16 protein-coding genes are annotated in these 16,420 nt (G+C 65.6%); 6 read left to right on the top strand and 10 right to left on the bottom strand.

The window, feature by feature from the left end; genetic code table 11:
• Positions 1–69: 69 nt before the first annotated feature.
• The 4 genes from KVG96_RS00750 to KVG96_RS00765 all read left to right on the top strand — a co-directional run bounded on the left by KVG96_RS00750 (position 70) and on the right by KVG96_RS00765 (position 3,136).
• A complete protein-coding gene (locus tag KVG96_RS00750) occupies positions 70–345 on the top strand; it encodes a DUF493 domain-containing protein (RefSeq protein WP_217890455.1) in 276 nt (91 codons plus the stop codon).
• Entirely contained in the window at positions 345–992 is a 648-nt protein-coding gene (lipB, locus tag KVG96_RS00755) for a lipoyl(octanoyl) transferase LipB (protein WP_085585987.1), read from the top strand. Before KVG96_RS00750 ends, lipB begins: the two co-directional genes overlap by 1 nt.
• A 1-nt stretch (position 993) precedes the next feature.
• Positions 994–2,016 (top strand): lipoyl synthase, encoded by a 1,023-nt coding sequence (lipA, locus tag KVG96_RS00760; RefSeq protein ID WP_085585989.1) that lies wholly within the window; start codon positions 994–996, stop codon positions 2,014–2,016.
• 172 nt (positions 2,017–2,188) lie between these two features.
• Entirely contained in the window at positions 2,189–3,136 is a 948-nt protein-coding gene (locus KVG96_RS00765) for a S66 peptidase family protein (protein ID WP_217890456.1), read from the top strand.
• 93 nt (positions 3,137–3,229) lie between these two features.
• Here the strand turns inward: KVG96_RS00765 and KVG96_RS00770 are convergent, their stop codons facing one another.
• The 5 genes from KVG96_RS00770 to leuS all read right to left on the bottom strand — a co-directional run bounded on the left by KVG96_RS00770 (position 3,230) and on the right by leuS (position 9,349).
• Positions 3,230–4,552, bottom strand: a complete 1,323-nt coding sequence (locus KVG96_RS00770; RefSeq protein WP_217890457.1) for a lytic murein transglycosylase — start codon at positions 4,550–4,552, stop codon at positions 3,230–3,232.
• A gap of 61 nt (positions 4,553–4,613) precedes the next feature.
• The gene (arfA, locus tag KVG96_RS00775) at positions 4,614–4,778 is read right to left on the bottom strand and encodes an alternative ribosome rescue factor ArfA (RefSeq protein WP_217890458.1); all 165 of its coding nucleotides are present in this window, start codon (positions 4,776–4,778) and stop codon (positions 4,614–4,616) included.
• A 194-nt stretch (positions 4,779–4,972) separates the two neighbouring features.
• Positions 4,973–6,010, bottom strand: coding sequence for a DNA polymerase III subunit delta (gene holA, locus KVG96_RS00780; protein ID WP_085585997.1), 1,038 nt, complete (start codon positions 6,008–6,010; stop codon positions 4,973–4,975).
• A gap of 39 nt (positions 6,011–6,049) precedes the next feature.
• Positions 6,050–6,655, bottom strand: a complete 606-nt coding sequence (locus KVG96_RS00785; RefSeq protein ID WP_217890459.1) for an LPS-assembly lipoprotein LptE — start codon at positions 6,653–6,655, stop codon at positions 6,050–6,052.
• 87 nt (positions 6,656–6,742) lie between these two features.
• Complete coding sequence (gene leuS / locus KVG96_RS00790; RefSeq protein WP_217890460.1) at positions 6,743–9,349, bottom strand: leucine--tRNA ligase; 2,607 nt, start codon at positions 9,347–9,349, stop codon at positions 6,743–6,745.
• Between the two features lie 280 nt (positions 9,350–9,629).
• Here leuS and KVG96_RS00795 point away from each other — a divergent pair, with 280 nt between their 5' ends.
• Positions 9,630–9,953 carry a hypothetical protein gene (locus KVG96_RS00795; protein ID WP_217890461.1) on the top strand — a complete coding sequence of 108 codons (324 nt, stop codon included), beginning with the start codon at positions 9,630–9,632 and terminating at the stop codon, positions 9,951–9,953.
• 105 nt (positions 9,954–10,058) lie between these two features.
• Positions 10,059–10,838: a YdcF family protein gene (locus tag KVG96_RS00800; RefSeq protein ID WP_217890462.1), complete on the top strand. Its 780-nt coding sequence runs from the start codon at positions 10,059–10,061 to the stop codon at positions 10,836–10,838.
• A gap of 187 nt (positions 10,839–11,025) precedes the next feature.
• Here KVG96_RS00800 and lnt read toward each other — a convergent pair whose 3' ends face one another.
• From lnt to miaB, 5 genes are all read right to left on the bottom strand, one after another.
• Positions 11,026–12,549 (bottom strand): apolipoprotein N-acyltransferase, encoded by a 1,524-nt coding sequence (gene lnt, locus KVG96_RS00805; protein ID WP_217890463.1) that lies wholly within the window; start codon positions 12,547–12,549, stop codon positions 11,026–11,028.
• 15 nt (positions 12,550–12,564) lie between these two features.
• Positions 12,565–13,404 (bottom strand): CorC family transporter, encoded by an 840-nt coding sequence (locus KVG96_RS00810; RefSeq protein ID WP_085583999.1) that lies wholly within the window; start codon positions 13,402–13,404, stop codon positions 12,565–12,567.
• 5 nt (positions 13,405–13,409) lie between these two features.
• Entirely contained in the window at positions 13,410–13,904 is a 495-nt protein-coding gene (gene ybeY / locus KVG96_RS00815) for an rRNA maturation RNase YbeY (protein ID WP_217890464.1), read from the bottom strand.
• Complete coding sequence (locus KVG96_RS00820) at positions 13,897–14,895, bottom strand: PhoH family protein (RefSeq protein ID WP_217890465.1); 999 nt, start codon at positions 14,893–14,895, stop codon at positions 13,897–13,899. The genes ybeY and KVG96_RS00820 overlap by 8 nt, the downstream gene beginning before the upstream one ends.
• Before the next feature lie 145 nt (positions 14,896–15,040).
• Positions 15,041–16,369 carry a tRNA (N6-isopentenyl adenosine(37)-C2)-methylthiotransferase MiaB gene (gene miaB, locus KVG96_RS00825; protein ID WP_085632366.1) on the bottom strand — a complete coding sequence of 443 codons (1,329 nt, stop codon included), beginning with the start codon at positions 16,367–16,369 and terminating at the stop codon, positions 15,041–15,043.
• Between the last annotated feature and the right edge of the window lie 51 nt (positions 16,370–16,420).

Genomic DNA, 16,420 nt, shown 5'->3' on the forward strand with positions numbered 1-16,420 from the left:
CTGCATGGCCCCGCTCCGAACCCGGAGCGGGGCCATGCTCGTTGGCACGGCTTGCGAGGCCGTTACGCCATGAGCGATACCGAAGTAAAGGCGCCAAAGATCGAATTCCCCCAGGTCGATTACCCTGTCAAGGTGATCAGCGACACCGGCGTGGGCAACAAGGACAAGATCATCGACATCGTCCGCAAATACGCCAAGATCAACGATGAGCGTGTGGACGAACGTCAAAGCAGCAACGGCAAGTACACCACCATCCAGTTGCACATCGTGGCGACCGACCAGGATCAGCTGTACAACATCAACAGCGAACTGCGGGCGACCGGTTTCGTGCACATGGTGCTGTGATGCCGGGCACGCTGGGCTTTCGCGAACTCGGCCAGATGGCTTACGAGCCGGTCTGGCATGCCATGCAACGCTTCACCAACGAACGCGGCAGCGACGCCGCGGACGAAGTCTGGCTTGTCGAGCACCCGCCGGTGTTCACCCAGGGCCAGGCCGGCAAGGCCGAACACTTGCTGCTGCCGGGCGACATTCCGGTGGTGCAGGTGGACCGGGGCGGGCAGGTGACCTACCACGGCCCCGGCCAACTGGTGGCTTACCTGCTGCTGGACGTGCGCAAGCTGGGGTTCGGCGTACGGGACCTGGTCACGCGCATGGAGCAATGCCTGATCGAACTGTTGGCCAGCTACGGCGTGACCGCAGCGGCCAAGCCCGACGCCCCCGGCGTCTATGTCGACGGGGCGAAGATCGCATCCCTGGGGCTGCGGATTCGCCACGGCTGTTCCTTTCACGGCCTGGCCCTGAACGTGGACATGAACCTGGAGCCGTTTCGACGGATTAATCCCTGCGGCTACGCCGGGCTGGCCATGACCCAGCTGAGCGACCACGCAGGATCGATTGAATTTGCCGAGGTAAGTGCCCGGCTGCGCGCGCAGCTCGTCAAACACCTCGACTATGCTGAGCAGACGACCCTGACGGGCGGAATCGACTGATATGACTACTGATGCAGTGCAAACCATGATCCCGACGCTCGATGTCACCGAGCGCCCGGCCCCGCGTGCCAAGGTCGAAGCCGGCGTCAAGCTGCGCGGCGCCGAGAAGGTCGCACGCATCCCCGTGAAGATCATCCCGACCACGGAGCTTCCGAAGAAGCCCGACTGGATCCGCGTGCGCATCCCGGTTTCGCCGGAGGTCGAGCGCATCAAGACCCTGCTGCGCAAGCACAAGCTGCACAGCGTCTGCGAAGAGGCCTCCTGCCCGAACCTGGGCGAGTGCTTCTCCGGCGGCACCGCGACCTTCATGATCATGGGCGACATCTGCACCCGTCGCTGCCCGTTCTGCGACGTCGGCCATGGCCGTCCGAAGCCGTTGGACGTCAACGAGCCGGAAAGCCTGGCCATCGCCATCGCCGACCTGCGCCTCAAGTACGTGGTGATCACTTCGGTGGACCGTGACGACCTGCGCGACGGCGGTGCCCAGCACTTCGCCGACTGCATCCGCGAAATCCGCAAGCTGTCGCCGAACGTGCAGCTGGAGACCCTGGTGCCGGACTACCGCGGCCGCATGGACATCGCCCTGGAAATCACCGCCGCCGAGCCGCCGGACGTGTTCAACCACAACCTGGAAACCGTGCCGCGCCTGTACAAGGCCGCGCGCCCGGGTTCGGACTACCAGTGGTCGCTGACCCTGCTGCAGCGCTTCAAGCAAATGATGCCGCACATCCCGACCAAGTCCGGCCTGATGCTGGGCCTGGGCGAGACCGACGACGAAGTGATCGAGGTCATGAAGCGCATGCGCGAGCACGACATCGACATGCTGACCCTGGGCCAGTACCTGCAGCCGTCCCGCAGCCACTTGCCGGTGCAGCGCTTCGTGCATCCGGACACCTTCGCCTGGTTCGCCGAGGAAGGCTACAAGATGGGCTTCAAGAACGTCGCGTCCGGCCCGCTGGTGCGTTCCTCGTACCACGCCGACGAGCAGGCGAAACTGGTCAAGGCCGAGCTGCTGGGTTCCTGATCCGTCGCTGAGCCGAAAACGCCCGCCGCGCCCAAGCGCCCGGCGGGCGTTTTTTTGCCTGGCCTATGCTCGACAGAGACTTTTCCCGCAACCGATGGCTGACAGCGCCCCTTCTGTTTGTCGCCATACCTGACTACTGTGTGCTCACGACTTCACGCAGGGAGATCCATGGATGACCGTTCGACCGACCCACACCCTTTTTCCGCACCGACCCGTGCCGGCGCTGCCGTCCGAAGGGATGATCGGCGTCATCGCGCCCGCAGGGCCGGGCACGCTGGACGCGGACAAGGCGGTGCAGTGGATGCGTGCCCGGGGCTACGGGCTGCGGATCTTTCCCGGCGTCTACGAGAAGGACGGCTACCTGGCCGGCAGCGACGAGGTGCGCCTCAATGACCTGCACGCCGCGTTTGCCGATCCCGAGGTCGACGCGATCATCTGTCTGCGCGGCGGCTACGGCACGCCGCGCCTGCTCGACCGCATCGACTACGACCTGCTGGGGCGCCATGCCAAGCCGTTCGTCGGCTACAGCGACATCACCGCGTTGCACCTCGCCATCAGCCGCTATGCGGGGTTCGTGACGTTTCACGGGCCGTTGCTCAACGCCGACCTGCTGGGCGACAAGGAGCCGCCGACGGTCACGTCGTTCTTCGCCATGCTGCGGGGCCAACTGAAGGCCGGCAGCGTGATCGCGCACCCGGCGGCCTGGCCGTTGACCACCGTCGAGCCCGGCATCGCCCATGGCAGGCTGCTGGGCGGCAATCTGGCGATGATCGCATCCACGCTGGGCACGCCCTACGAGATCGACGCCGAAGGGGTGATCCTGTTGATCGAGGACGTCAACGAGCCGCTGTACCGCATCGACCGACTGCTGACCCAGATGCGTCTGAGTGGTCACCTGCACAAGTTGCGCGGCGTTCTGGTCGGGGACGTGGCGGGGGTGGAGACCGATGCGTTGAACCGCCTGCTCAGGCAGACCTTCGAACCGCTGCGGATTCCGGTGCTGTCGGGCTGGCGCAGCGGGCATTGCGACCCGAACCTGACCTTGCCGCTGGGGGCGCTGGTGCGGCTGGATGCCGGGAAGCAAGAGTTGCTGCTGGAGCAGGATGTGGTCAGCCGGTAAATATCCGGCGCCTGTCAGCGCGAATTCGCGGGCAAGCCCGCTCCCACAGGTTCAGTGCGATCCCTGTGGGAGCGGGCTTGCCCGCGATGCGTTTTACTGGGCGCGCAGGCTTTCGAGCAGCTTGTGCGTCGGATAGCCGTCCGCCGGCCAGCCGAACGACTGCTGCGCGCTGCGGATTGCCTTGCGTGTGTTGGCGCCGATGATGCCGTCCGCCGCGCCGGCGTCGTAGTTGCGTGCGCTGAGCAGGTTCTGCAGTTCGATCCGCTCGGTGCGGCTCAGCGGCAGGTCGTCCTTGGGCCAGGTGCCGCTGATCAGGCCGGCGCCGTTGAAACGCTCCGACAAAAGACCCACCGCCAAGGCGTACGACGAGGAGTTGTTGTACTTGAGGATCGCCCGGAAGTTGTCGAGGATCAGGAACGCCGGGCCACGGTAGCCGGCCGGCAGCAGCAGGGCGGCGGACAGCTGATCGGAACCGGCCGGCGCCTGCCCGCCGTTGGGCAGGATCACGCCCAGTTGGCGCCACTCGGCGACGCTCTTGCGGATGGCGCCGTCAGCCAGGGTGTAGTTGAAACCGCTCGGCAACTGCACTTCAAAACCCCACGGCTGGCCGCGCTGCCAGCCGGAGCTTTGCAGGTAATGCGCGGTGGAGGCCAGGGCGTCGGCCGGGCTGCCCCAGATGTCGCGGCGGCCGTCGCCGTCGAAGTCCACGGCGTGGGTGTTGTAGGTGGTCGGGATGAACTGGGTCTGCCCCATGGCGCCGGCCCAGGAACCGAGCATCTTCTCGGGCGTGATGTCGCCCTGCTGCAGGATCTGCAGCGCGGCGATCAGCTGCGCATGGGCAAAACCCGGGCGGCGGCCTTCGTAGGCCAGGGTCGCCAGGGAGTTGATCACCGACTTGTTGCCCTGGAACTGGCCGAAGTTGCTTTCCATCCCCCACACCGACACCAGTGCCTGGCGGTCCACGCCATAACGCTGTTCGATGCTCTGCAGGATGCCGGCGTACTGATTGATCAGGGCTTGCCCCTTGCGCACCCGCAGCGGCGAGAGCGCGCCGTCGAGGTATTCCCACACTGGCCGGGCGAACTCCGGCTGGCTGCGGTCGGCGCGGATCACGCTGGCGTCGAAGCTGACGTTGGCGAAGGCGCGGTCGAACACGTCGGCGCGGATCCCGGCGGCGAGGGCGTCCTTGCGAAAGCCTGCCTGCCATTCGGCGAAGGTCTGGGTCGGTTGCAGGTCGAGGTCGTCACCGGACGGCACGACGGGCGGAACGATGGCCGGGGCGGTGGCCACGGGGGCGGTCTGGAGCGGTTGCGCGTCGGCGGCGGTGGGTTTCTCCGCGCAGGCGACCAGCAACACGAAGCTGGTGGCGGCGATCAATTGGCGCACGGGCCAACGACGGGTAAGGCAAAGGGGCATGCACAGGTCCAGAGGATGTGAATCAGGTGCAGACCTTAACATGGCAAAGGGGTGTAGCGCTTCACGCGGCCAGAAAGTAAGAAGCCTCCCAGCTATTAGACTGGAAGGCTTCGCGGCGGTAGCTGCCTTTGCCCTTGGCCGGGCGTTCCTGGCGGCTGCGGAACAGGGGTTGGGCGATGATGGATTTGGCTTTGTTGTGGCCATGTTTCGATGGCTTTTTGCTCATGAGGGTTCTCGCTGATGAGTGGATTTTGCGCGGCAGATGATCTGCCGATGTTGGCGATCTGTCCAGTGCGCAGAAGCCCGGGGCGATCAAGTAGTCCTGTGGCTAGGGAGCTGCAAGCTGCAAGCTGCAAGCCTCAAGCCTCAAGCCTCAAGCCTCAAGCCACAGGTCCGCAGAGCCGAAAGCGGCTGAAGGCGCTATTCGGCCGGAAGGGGCAGGCGCTGTCCGGCCATCAGCAATGACAGCCGGCTCAGGCTCATCCACGGCGAGCCCGGTGCCTGGCCCTTGATCTGCGCATCGATGCGCTGGGCCTCGAGCAGCAGTTGCGCCCAGCGTTGGGCCGAGTAGCGTTGCAGGGCCTTGGTCATCAGCGGTTTGCGCTTGTCCCAGACCGGCGGTTTGGACTGGCTGAAGGCTTTGTCCAGCGGCGTGCCCTGGCTGTACTGCTGGGCGATGCTGGCCAGCAGGCGCAGTTCCCGGGCCAGGGCCCAGAGGATCACCGGCGGCTCGACGCCTTCGCCGCGCAGGCCTTCGAGCATGCGCAGCGCGTGGGCGGCTTCGCCGTTGAGGATCGCGTCGGTCAGGCCGAACACGTCGAAGCGTGCGCTGTCGGCCACGGCCGCCTGCACGGTTTCGACGGTGATCTGCCCGTCCTCGGCCATCAGCTTGAGCTTTTCGATTTCCTGGGCGGCGGCCAGCAGGTTGCCCTCGACCCGCGCGGCGATCAGTTCCACCGCGTCCTGGCTGGCCGACAAGCCGGCCTGGGACAGGCGCTGGCGGATCCAGCTGGGCAACTGGTTGGCGTCCACCGGCCAGATCTGCACGAACTGGGTCTGCGCACCTTCGACCAGGGCCTTGCCCCACTTGGTTTTCTGCGCGCTGCCGTCGAGCTTGGGCAGGCTGATCAGCAGCAGGGTGTCTTCGGCCGGGCGCGAGCAGTATTCGATGAGCGCGGCGGCGCCCTTGTCACCGGGCTTGCCGGAGGGCAGGCGCAGTTCCAGCAGGCGCTTTTCGGCGAACAGCGACAGGCTGGCGCCGGCCAGCAGCAGCGTGCCCCAATCGAAGTTGGCGTCGGCGGCGAACACCTGGCGTTCGTCGAAGCCCTGCCGGCGGGCGGCGGAGCGGATGGCGTCGGCGGCTTCCTGGCACAGCAGCGGGTCGTCGCCGCTGATGACGTAGACCGGCGCGAGCGTGCCTTGCAGGTGTTTGGCGAGTTGGGCGGGAGCGAGCTTCATAAGAGAAAGCGAACGGGGCGCCTGAGCGCCCCGGACGTCTTATTGCTGCGGCAGTTCGAGCGGCGACTGGCGCGGAGTCTCCGCTTCAGCCTTCTGCGCCGCTTCCTGCGCGTCGGCTTCCGCCTTGGCGCGGGCGTTGGCCTTGCGCTGCAGGTCGTCCAGCTGGGCCGGCGTGAGCTGCTGCAGGCGCAGCATCATGCGCTGAACCAGCTCGCGGCGGGTTTCGCGGCGGGCGTCGTTGGCTTCCTGGTCGGAACCCACCAGGTTGTTGCCGTCGTGGATGAACACCTTCTGCACTTCAAGCTTGTCGCTCTTGAGCAGCAGGTTGTTTTCGCCGCGGATGTCGTAGTTGAGCACGGTGTTGACCTGGTACTCGCCCGTACGGCCTGCGCCGGCATAGCTGAGGATGCGCTGGCTTTCCTGCTCGTCGGCCAGGAACAGCTTGTACGGTGCGCCGGAGACGACCTTGACGCCGCTGGACTCCAGCACCTGGCGCAGTTGGGTCACGGTCTCGCCGTAGGCGTTGCGGGCGCTCAGGTCGAGTTCCTTGATCGCCAGTTCGGTGGTGCCGGTGCCGCGCAGGTGGAAACCGCAGGCGCTCAACAGGACCGCGAGGCCCATCACCAGCAGATTGCGTTTGATCATTGTGTTGCTCCCCTTGAAACCGTGTGGGCCGACGCTGCGGCCCGAAAGGTTTTACAGGGCGCCGGCCAAAGCCGGCGCCCGATCCAATTAGCTGGCGACGATGTTGACCAGTTTGCCCGGCACCACGATCACTTTGCGGATCGTCAGGCCGTCGACGAAGCGCAGCACGTTCTCGTTGGCGCGGGCGGCGGCTTCGATCTCCTCGCGGGTGGCGCTGGCCGGCATTTCGATCTGGCCGCGCAGCTTGCCGTTGACCTGGATCACCAGGGTCAGGCTGTCCTGCACCAGCGCGCTTTCGTCCAGCACCGGCCACGCGGCGTCGATCACAGGACCTGCGTGGCCCAGGCGGTTCCACAGGTCGTGGCTGATGTGCGGGGTGATCGGCGCCAGCAGCAGCGTCACGGTCTCCAGGCCTTCGTGGATCAGGGCGCGGTCCTGCTCGGTGCCCTGGGCGGCTTTCTCCAGCACGTTCATCAGGGTCATCACCTGGGCGATGGCGGTGTTGAACTTGTGGTTCTGGCCGACGTCGTGGCTGGCCTGCTTGATGGCCTGGTGGATCGAGCGGCGGACAGCCTTCTGCTCGTCGTTCAGGGCGGCGATGTCCGGCTTGCCCGGCAGGCCCTGGACGATGTGGGCCTGGGCCAGGCGCCAGACGCGCTTGAGGAAACGGTGCGAGCCTTCCACGCCGGAGTCCGACCATTCGGCGCTCATGTCGGGCGGCGAGGCGAACATCATGAACAGGCGGCAGGTGTCGGCGCCGAACTGGTCGATCATCGACTGCGGGTCGACGCCGTTGTTCTTCGACTTGGCCATCTTCTCGGTGCCGCCGATCTCCACCGGCAGGCCGTCGGCGATCAGCTTGGCGCTGATGACCTTGGCCTTGCTGTCGCGCTCGAGCTCGACGTCCGCCGGGTTGAACCAGGTGTACGCGCCGTTGGCTTCACGGCGGTAGTAGGTCTCGGCGACCACCATGCCCTGGGTCAGCAGGTTCTTGAACGGCTCGTTGGAGCTCACCAGGCCTTCGTCGCGCATCAGCTTGTGGAAGAAGCGCGCGTAGAGCAGGTGGAGGATGGCGTGCTCAATGCCGCCGATGTACTGATCCACCGGCAGCCAGTGGTCGGCCGCGGATTTTTCCACCAGGCCGCCTTCGAAGTGCGGCGAGGCGTAGCGGGCGTAGTACCAGGACGACTCGACGAAGGTGTCCATGGTGTCGGTTTCACGCTTGGCGGGCTGACCGCATTTCGGGCAGGCGCACTCGTAGAATTCCGGCATGCGCGCCAGCGGCGAGCCGTTGCCGTCCGGCACCACGTCTTCCGGCAGCACGACCGGCAACTGGTCTTCCGGCACCGGCACGTCGCCGCAGGCGCCGCAGTGGATGATCGGGATCGGGCAGCCCCAGTAGCGCTGGCGGCTGATGCCCCAGTCGCGCAGGCGGAACTGGGTGCGCGAGGCGCCGAGGTTTTTCTTGATCAGGGCAACTTCCATGGCGTCGAACGCGCCGGCGAAGTCCAGGCCGTCGAACTCGCCGGAGTTGATCAGCGTGCCGTGCTCGCCGTAGGCGTCCTGCCACGGGGCCGGGTTGGTGTCGCCGGAACTGGTGCGCACCACGGACTTGACCGGCAGGCTGTACTTCTGGGCGAATTCGAAGTCGCGCTCGTCGTGGGCCGGAACGGCCATGACCGCGCCGTCGCCGTAGTGCATCAGCACGTAGTTGGCGACCCACACCGGCAGTTTCTCGCCGGTCAGCGGGTGCTCGACGAACAGGCCGGTGGGCAGGCCTTTCTTTTCCTGGGTGGCGACGTCGGCTTCGGCGACGCTGCCGGCCTTGCATTCGGCGATGAACGCCTGCAGCTCAGGGTTGTTCTGCGCGGCCAGGGTGGCCAGGTGGTGCTCGGCGGCCACGGCGACGTAGGTCGCGCCCATCAGGGTGTCCGGACGGGTGGTGAAGACCTTCAGGGTGCCGGTCTCGCCGATGGAGTCGACGTTGTACGGGAACTGCACTTCCATCCCGCGGGACTTGCCGATCCAGTTGCGCTGCATGGTCTTGACCTGTTCAGGCCAGCCGGTCAGCTCGTCGAGGCTCTCCAGCAACTCATCCGCGTAGGCGGTGATCTTGAAGTAGTACATCGGGATTTCGCGCTTTTCGATCACCGCGCCGGAACGCCAGCCGCGGCCGTCGATCACCTGCTCGTTGGCCAGGACGGTCTGGTCGACCGGGTCCCAGTTCACGGTGCCGTTCTTGCGGTAGATCACGCCCTTCTCGAACAGGCGGGTGAACAGCCACTGCTCCCAGCGGTAGTAGTCCGGCTTGCAGGTGGTGACTTCGCGCGACCAGTCCACCGCCAGGCCCAGGCTGCGCAACTGGGACTTCATGTAGGCGATGTTTTCGTAGGTCCATTTGGCGGGCGCCACGTTGTTCTTCATCGCGGCGTTTTCCGCCGGCATGCCGAACGCGTCCCAGCCCATCGGCTGCAGGACGTTCTTGCCCTGCATGCGCTGGTAGCGGGAGATCACGTCGCCGATGGTGTAGTTGCGCACGTGCCCCATGTGCAGCTTGCCGCTGGGGTAAGGGAACATCGACAGGCAGTAGTAGGTTTCCTTGCCTGGCTGTTCACTGACTTCAAAGGACTTTTGCTCATCCCAGAACGACTGGGCGGCGGCTTCGATTTCACGGGGCTGATAGTGTTCGTGCATGGCTACTTTTGTACTGGATAGGGGTGGCCCAGTCCTCTTCGATGCGACATCGGGGGCGGGTGACGCCAAGTTGGCGTTTCGCGGCCCGGACGGGCTGGAAGCGGAGCGACAGGAAGCGCCGTAGCATACATGACCGCGCTTGGCCTAGGGAAACCCTGATTGCGCCCGTCCGGCCGGGCAAAACGGCTGCGGGGGCCGTTGGTCGCGGCGTGCGGCCGGTTTGTGCAGCGAAGCTAAGCTCCTTAGTGGGGAGTGAGTCTTATCTTCAATGAGGTGAGGGATGGTGGAGTCACAGCAACAGAACGTAACCAAACCCGAGTTGTACGAGCGGTTGATCGACCGTCTGGGCATGGCCCTGGACGCGGCGAGAACCGCGGGACGGCTGCGCGACGAGCGCCCCCTGGAGCTGGAATTGCGCGGCTTGAGCCCCGCCGAGTTCGATCTGGTCAAGGCTTACCTGGATCGCAGTGAACGTGAAGCCCATGGATGTCTGTCACAGGCAGTGAAACAGCTCGATGCAGTGCCTTCGGCCAAGGTCATATGGCTCAAGGACAAGGCGCCCGGCAGAGAGACCGTCAAGGTCCGCACTCTGCAGGCCAAGTAAGCGCATGGCAGGTCAAGAAGCGGATCTTTTCAAGCGGGATCCCACCTTATCGGTTGTCGCGTCGAATCAACCCACTTAGGCTGCGGGCATCTTTGGAGATGCCCGATGCCCTTTCGTTATTTCATCAAACAACTGCTGCTGCCGCCCGGCATCCTTTTCCTGTTGCTGCTGGTCGCCTGGTGGCTGCGCCGCTCACGCCCGCGGCTGGCCGGGGTGTGCTTCGCCCTGGGTCTGGGCGGATTGTGGCTGATGAGCCTGCCGGTGGTCGTGCAATGGGGCGCCAAGGCCCTGGAACGTGAGCCGCCGCTGGCCCGCGAGGCCTGGGCGGGGCTTTCGCAGCGCGCCGACGCGATCGTGGTGCTGGGCTCCGGCCGCGAGCGCGGCGATCTGGCCTGGGGCGAGGATCAGCCGACCGGCATCGGGCTTGAGCGGCAGCGTTATGCGGCGCGCCTGGCCAAGGCGTCCGGTTTGCCGATCCTGACCAGCGGCGGCTTGCATTACGGCACGCCGCCGACGGAAGCCAGGCTGATGGCCGATTCGCTGCGCGACGATTTCGGAGTGACGGTGCGCTGGCAGGAGGGCGAGAGCCGCACGACCTGGGAAAACGCGGTACTCAGCGCCAAGGTGTTGCTGCCCCAGGGCATCAAGCGCGTGGCGGTCGTGACCCAGGCCTGGCACATGCCGCGGGCGGTGTGGTGTTTCGAGCAGGCCGGGTTCGAGGTGGTGCCGGCGCCGGTCGGCTTCCTCGGCACGGACAACGCCCGACCGTTCGGCGGTTGGCTGCCGGAGTTCAAGTCGATCTGGCAGAGCGGGCAGTTGCTGAACGAGGCGGTGGGGCAGGTGGGGTATTCGCTGTTCTATCGGGGGGCTGACGAAGCTGAATGATGCTCGGGGCCGATGGCCTCGTCGCGGACAAGTCGAATCGTCGCGCCGCCGCTCCCGCATGGCCTTGAAGTGAACACGGAGGCTGCATTCAACCAGGCCCCCTGTGGGAGCCAGCCTGCTGGCGATGGCGCCGGTGAAGGCGCCGCCGGGCAGGCCCGATGCGGCAGCAGGCCTGCCCGCGAAGCCCTCAGAGGGTCTTGGAGATCCGCCCGGCCATCAGCGCCCAGCCGAACAGCAGCACGCACAGGATGATCAACGGCCACGAGCGCCATTGCAGGTACGGCGTCAGTTCGTGCATCGGCACCACTTCGCCGTACAGCACGCCTTGCTCGAACTGCGGGATGCTTTCGGTGATCCGGCCGAACGGGTCGATCAGGCCGGTCACACCGTTGTTGGTGGCGCGGATCATCCAGCGTCCGGCCTCCAGCGCGCGCATCTGCGCCATCTGCAGGTGCTGGAGCGGGCCGATGGAGGTGCCGAACCAGGTGTCGTTGCTGATGGTCAGCAGCAGGTCGCTGCGGGCGGACAGTCCGGCGGCGAACTCCGGGTACACCACTTCGTAGCAGATGAACGGGGCGATCTGGTAGCCCTTGGCCTGCAGCAGCGCCTGGTCGGCCGGGCCGCGGGCGAAGTCGGACATCGGCAGGTCGAAGAACGCGATCAGGCCACGCAGCAGGTCCTGCAGCGGCACGTACTCGCCGAACGGCACCAGCTTCTGTTTCAGGTAGGTGCCGTCGCCTTCGCCGACCACGGTGATGCCGTTGAAGAAGCGCTTTTCGTGGCGCACGGTCTGGCGGATCGGCACCCCGGTGATCAGCGCCGATTTACGTTCGGCGGCGAAGGTGCCCATCATGTTCAGGTAGCCTTCGGCGGACTCCTTGAGCACCGGCACGGCGGTTTCCGGCCAGATCAGCAGATCCACCGGCTTGGAGCGGAAGCTCAGGTCGCGGTACAGCGCCAGTTGCGCGTTGAGCTGCGCCGGATCCCACTTCATGCTCTGCTCGACGTTGCCCTGGATCGCGGCGACGCTCAGCGGCGCGCCCGCCGGACTGGTCCAGGCATGGCCCTTGAGCGCGATGCCCGCCACCCACGGCCCGATCAGCAACAGCAGGCCGGCGGCCACGAAGCCCTTGCGGCCGCCGCTGAGCAGGCGGGGCATGTTGTGGAACAGCGCGGCGGTCAGCGCCAGGGCGAACGACACCAGCCACATGCCGCCCACCGGCGCCAGGCCGGCCAGCGGGCCGTCGAGCTGGCTGTAGCCGGAGTACAGCCAGGGGAATCCGGTGAGGAACCAGCCCCGGAACGCTTCCTGGCCGACCCACAGCGCCGCGAACGCCAGCGCATCGGCCAGCGGCGCTTCGTTGCGCCGCAGCCAGCGCGCCCAGAGCCAGGCGGGCAGGGCGAAGAACCAGGCGATCGCGGCGGTGAACAGCAGCATCAGGAAACCGGCCAGCAGCACCGAAGCGCCGCCGAAGTGGTGGATGCTGTAGTAGATCCAGCTGGTGCCGGCGCCGAACAGGCCGAAGCCGAAGCACCAGCCCCGACCGAGCGCCTGGCGCGGGCTCAGTTCGCGCAGGCCGGCATAGAACAGGCCCGCCGCCAGCAAGGCCAGCGGCCAGATGTCGAACGGTGCCAGGGCGAGGGTGGTGATTGCGCCGGCCGCCACGGCCAGCAGGTTACCGGGCCAGCCGGGGCGGGTTATCCAGCGCATTTCTATCCTTGGAGGTCAGCGGGCGATTGGGGTCAGTCGCAGCAAGTGGATCCGACGGCTGTCGGCGTTCAGGATGCGGAAGCGGTAAGCGCCGATCTCGGTGATCTCGTTGCGCTTGGGCAGGTGCCCGAACGCGCTCATCACCAGGCCGCCGACGGTGTCGAACTCGTCGTCGGAGAACTCGCTGTCGAAGAACTCGTTGAAGTTCTCGATCGGGGTCAGGGCCTTGATCAGGAAATCGCCGCTGGGCAGCGGCTTGATGTAGCTGTCCTCTTCGACGTCGTGCTCGTCCTCGATGTCGCCGACGATCTGCTCCAGCACGTCCTCGATGGTCACCAGGCCCGCCACGCCGCCGTACTCGTCGATGACGATGGCCATGTGGTTATGGTTGGCGCGGAACTCGCGCAGCAGCACGTTCAGGCGCTTGGACTCCGGCACGAAGGTGGCCGGGCGCAGCAGATCCTTGATGTTGAAGCTCTCGCCGTTCTCCTTGAGGATCAGCGGCAGCAGGTCCTTGGCCAGCAGCACGCCCATCACGTCGTCGTGGCTTTCGCCGATGACCGGATAGCGCGAGTGGGCCGAGTCGACCACGGCGGGGAGGAATTCGCGGGGCGTCTGGGTCGCCTTGATGCTGACCATCTGCGAGCGCGGCACCATGATGTCGCGCACCTGCAGGTCGGCCACCTGGATGGCGCCTTCGACGATGGCCAGCGCTTCGCTGTCCAGCAGCTTGTTCTGATGGGCGTCGCGCAGCAGCTCCATGAGCTCCTGGCGGTTCTTCGGCTCGTGGGCAAAAGCCTGGGTGATCTTGCCCAGCCATGACTTCTGCCCGTTGCTCGATCGATCTTCGCTCATAGCGATTACTCTGAATCCTTGGTCGTAACGGTAGGGGATGGTTCGGTTTCGTCGTCCGCGTACGGATCGGGGTAGCCCAGTTCGGCAAGCAATTCGCGTTCCAGCGCTTCCATCTCTTCGGCCTCATCGTCATCGATGTGATCGTAGCCCAGCAGATGCAGGCAGCCGTGAATGACCAGATGGGCCCAGTGGGCGTCGAGCGCCTTGCCTTGCTCGGCGGCCTCGCGCTCGACCACGGCCACGCAGATCACCAGGTCGCCCAGCAGCGGGATGTCGAGAAACTCGTCAGGCACTTCGGCGGGGAACGACAGGACGTTGGTCGCGTAGTCCTTCTGGCGCCAGGTGCGGTTCAGCTCGCGGCCTTCGGCCTCGTCCACCAGACGGATGGTCATTTCCGAGTCGGCGGTGCGCTGGCGCAGGGCCAGTTCGCACCAACGGCGGAATTCGGCTTCGCTCGGCGCAGGCGCCCCGGTGGCGGTTTGCAGGTCTAGCTCAAGCATCGCGCGGGGGTTCCTTGGCCGCTTCGGTACGGGTCTCGAAGCGCTCGTAGGCTTCGACGATGCGCTGCACCAGCGGATGGCGCACCACGTCCTTGGGCTGGAAGTGAGTGAAGCTGATGCCCGGCACGTCCTTCAGGACCTCGATCACATGGTGCAGCCCGGACTTGGTGCCGCGGGGCAGGTCGACCTGGGTGATGTCGCCGGTGATGACGGCGGTCGAGCCGAAGCCGATCCGGGTCAGGAACATTTTCATCTGTTCGACGGTAGTGTTCTGGCTTTCGTCGAGGATGATGAAGCTGTTGTTCAGCGTGCGGCCGCGCATGTAGGCCAGCGGCGCGACTTCGATCACCTGGCGTTCGATCAGCTTGGCCACGTATTCGAAGCCGAGCATTTCGTAGAGCGCGTCGTAGAGCGGGCGCAGGTACGGGTCGATCTTCTGGGCCAGGTCGCCGGGCAGGAAGCCGAGCTTTTCGCCCGCCTCGACCGCCGGGCGCACCAGCAGGATGCGCCGCACCTGTTCGCGCTCCAGCGCGTCCACGGCACAGGCCACGGCCAGGTAGGTCTTGCCGGTGCCGGCCGGGCCGATGCCGAAGTTGATGTCGTTGCCGAGGATTTCCTTCACGTAGCGCAGCTGATTCAGGCCGCGTGGGCGAATCATGCCTTTCTTGGTGCGCAGGGCGACGGACGGTTCGGCGGGGGAGTGCCTGTCCAGCTCTTCGACGGCGGATTCCTGCAGGTACAGGTGCACCATGTCCGGCGACAGCTCCGTACCCTTGGTTTCCCGGTACAGGCGGCGCAGCAGGTTTTCCGCGGAAGTGGTGTGCTTGGGTTCGCCGATCAGTTCGAACTGGTTGCCGCGGTTGCGGATCTCGATGGCCAGGCGCTGTTCGATCAGGCGCAGGTGCTCGTCGAACTGCCCGCACAGATTGGCGAAGCGACGAGCCTCGAAGGGCTCGAGGATGAAGCGATGGGGTTCTATGGGTGCGTTCAAGGTCGTATTTAGCCGCCCTGGGGCAATAATGATGAAATCAAGGATAACGCCAGTGGCGTGGGTGCGAAAGCTCTTAAATCTTGCAAGGTGAGAGGCCATCGCTGTGAGAGCGGGCAAGCCCGCTCCCATCGTTGTTCTGTGTCGGTCAGCCGATCAGCGAGCCGCGCAACGAGTGCGGCTGCGCCGAATCGATGTGCACGTCGGCGAACTGCCCGATCAGGGTCGGATTGTCGCAGCGGAAGTTGACGATACGGTTATTCTCGGTGCGCCCCTGCAGTTCGCCCGGATCCTTCTTCGAATAGTCGGTGACCAGGATGCGCTGGGTGGTGCCGACCATTTGTCGGCTGATCTCGAAGCCTTGCTGGTTCAGGCGGTGCTGCAGCGCGTTCAGGCGTTCCTTTTTCAGCTCTTCCGGGGTGTCGTCGGCCAGGTCGGCCGCCGGGGTGCCCGGGCGCTGGCTGTAGACGAACGAGTAGGAGAAGTCGAAACCGACGTCGGCGATCAGCTTCATGGTTTGTTCGAAGTCTTTCTCGGTCTCGCCGGGGAAACCGACGATGAAGTCCGAGCTGATGCAGATGCCCGGCACGGCGGCGCGCAGTTTGCGCAGCTTGGACTTGTATTCCAGCGCCGTGTGGTTGCGCTTCATGGCCGCCAGGATCCGGTCGGAGCCCGACTGCACCGGCAGGTGCAGGTGCTTGACCAGTTCCGGCACCTCGGCGTGGGCCTGGATCAGGCTGTCGGAGAACTCCAGCGGGTGCGAGGTGGTGTAGCGGATGCGGTCGATGCCGTCGACGGCGGCGACCACCCGGATCAGCTCGGCCAGGTCCGCCAGACGGCCGTCGTGGGTCAGGCCGCGGTAGCCGTTGACGTTCTGCCCCAGGAGGGTGACTTCACGCACGCCGTTTTCGGCCAGGTGGATGATTTCGGCGATCACGTCGTCGAACGGTCGGCTGACTTCCTCGCCGCGGGTGTAGGGCACCACGCAGAACGTGCAGTACTTGCTGCAGCCTTCCATTACCGAGACGTAGGCGCTCGGGCCGTCGATGCGCGGCTCGGGCAGGTGGTCGAACTTCTCGATCTCCGGGAACGAGACGTCCACCTGCGGCAGCTTGCTCACGCGTGCGGCGTCGATCATTTCCGGCAGGCGGTGCAGGGTCTGCGGGCCGAACACCACATCGACGTAGGGCGCGCGGTCGCGGATCGCCGCGCCTTCCTGGCTGGCCACGCAGCCGCCGACGGCGATGACCATCTCCGGGTTGGCCAGTTTCAGTTCGCGCCAGCGGCCGAGCTGGGAGTACACACGGTCCTGGGCGCGTTCGCGGATCGAGCAGGTGTTGAGCAGAATCACGTCGGCGTCTTCGGCGCGGGCGGTGACTTCCAGGGCCTGGTGTTCACCCAGCAGATCGACCATGCGCGAGCTGTCGTACTCGTTCATCTGGCAGCCGTGGGTTTCGATGTAGAGCTTTTTGGCCATGGATTCAGGTCGTCACGTGATTCGAAGAACCGCGCATTATAGGGAACATGT

Origin of the sequence: Pseudomonas ekonensis (assembly GCF_019145435.1) — a bacterium.
Taxonomy (GTDB): Bacteria; Pseudomonadota; Gammaproteobacteria; order Pseudomonadales; family Pseudomonadaceae; genus Aquipseudomonas; species Aquipseudomonas ekonensis.

What these genes read in the sequence shown, in the direction of transcription:
- KVG96_RS00750 (WP_217890455.1), top strand. Translation starts at nt 70, where the DNA reads ATGAGCGATACCGAAGTAAAGGCGCCAAAGATCGAATTCCCCCAGGTC.
- miaB (WP_085632366.1), bottom strand. Translation starts at nt 16,369, where the DNA reads ATGGCCAAAAAGCTCTACATCGAAACCCACGGCTGCCAGATGAACGAG.
- arfA (WP_217890458.1), bottom strand. Translation starts at nt 4,778, where the DNA reads ATGAGCAAAAAGCCATCGAAACATGGCCACAACAAAGCCAAATCCATC.
- holA (WP_085585997.1), bottom strand. Translation starts at nt 6,010, where the DNA reads ATGAAGCTCGCTCCCGCCCAACTCGCCAAACACCTGCAAGGCACGCTC.
- lnt (WP_217890463.1), bottom strand. Translation starts at nt 12,549, where the DNA reads ATGCGCTGGATAACCCGCCCCGGCTGGCCCGGTAACCTGCTGGCCGTG.
- KVG96_RS00770 (WP_217890457.1), bottom strand. Translation starts at nt 4,552, where the DNA reads ATGCCCCTTTGCCTTACCCGTCGTTGGCCCGTGCGCCAATTGATCGCC.
- KVG96_RS00785 (WP_217890459.1), bottom strand. Translation starts at nt 6,655, where the DNA reads ATGATCAAACGCAATCTGCTGGTGATGGGCCTCGCGGTCCTGTTGAGC.
- KVG96_RS00765 (WP_217890456.1), top strand. Translation starts at nt 2,189, where the DNA reads ATGACCGTTCGACCGACCCACACCCTTTTTCCGCACCGACCCGTGCCG.
- lipA (WP_085585989.1), top strand. Translation starts at nt 994, where the DNA reads ATGACTACTGATGCAGTGCAAACCATGATCCCGACGCTCGATGTCACC.
- KVG96_RS00810 (WP_085583999.1), bottom strand. Translation starts at nt 13,404, where the DNA reads ATGAGCGAAGATCGATCGAGCAACGGGCAGAAGTCATGGCTGGGCAAG.
- KVG96_RS00795 (WP_217890461.1), top strand. Translation starts at nt 9,630, where the DNA reads ATGGTGGAGTCACAGCAACAGAACGTAACCAAACCCGAGTTGTACGAG.
- KVG96_RS00800 (WP_217890462.1), top strand. Translation starts at nt 10,059, where the DNA reads ATGCCCTTTCGTTATTTCATCAAACAACTGCTGCTGCCGCCCGGCATC.
- lipB (WP_085585987.1), top strand. Translation starts at nt 345, where the DNA reads ATGCCGGGCACGCTGGGCTTTCGCGAACTCGGCCAGATGGCTTACGAG.
- ybeY (WP_217890464.1), bottom strand. Translation starts at nt 13,904, where the DNA reads ATGCTTGAGCTAGACCTGCAAACCGCCACCGGGGCGCCTGCGCCGAGC.
- leuS (WP_217890460.1), bottom strand. Translation starts at nt 9,349, where the DNA reads ATGCACGAACACTATCAGCCCCGTGAAATCGAAGCCGCCGCCCAGTCG.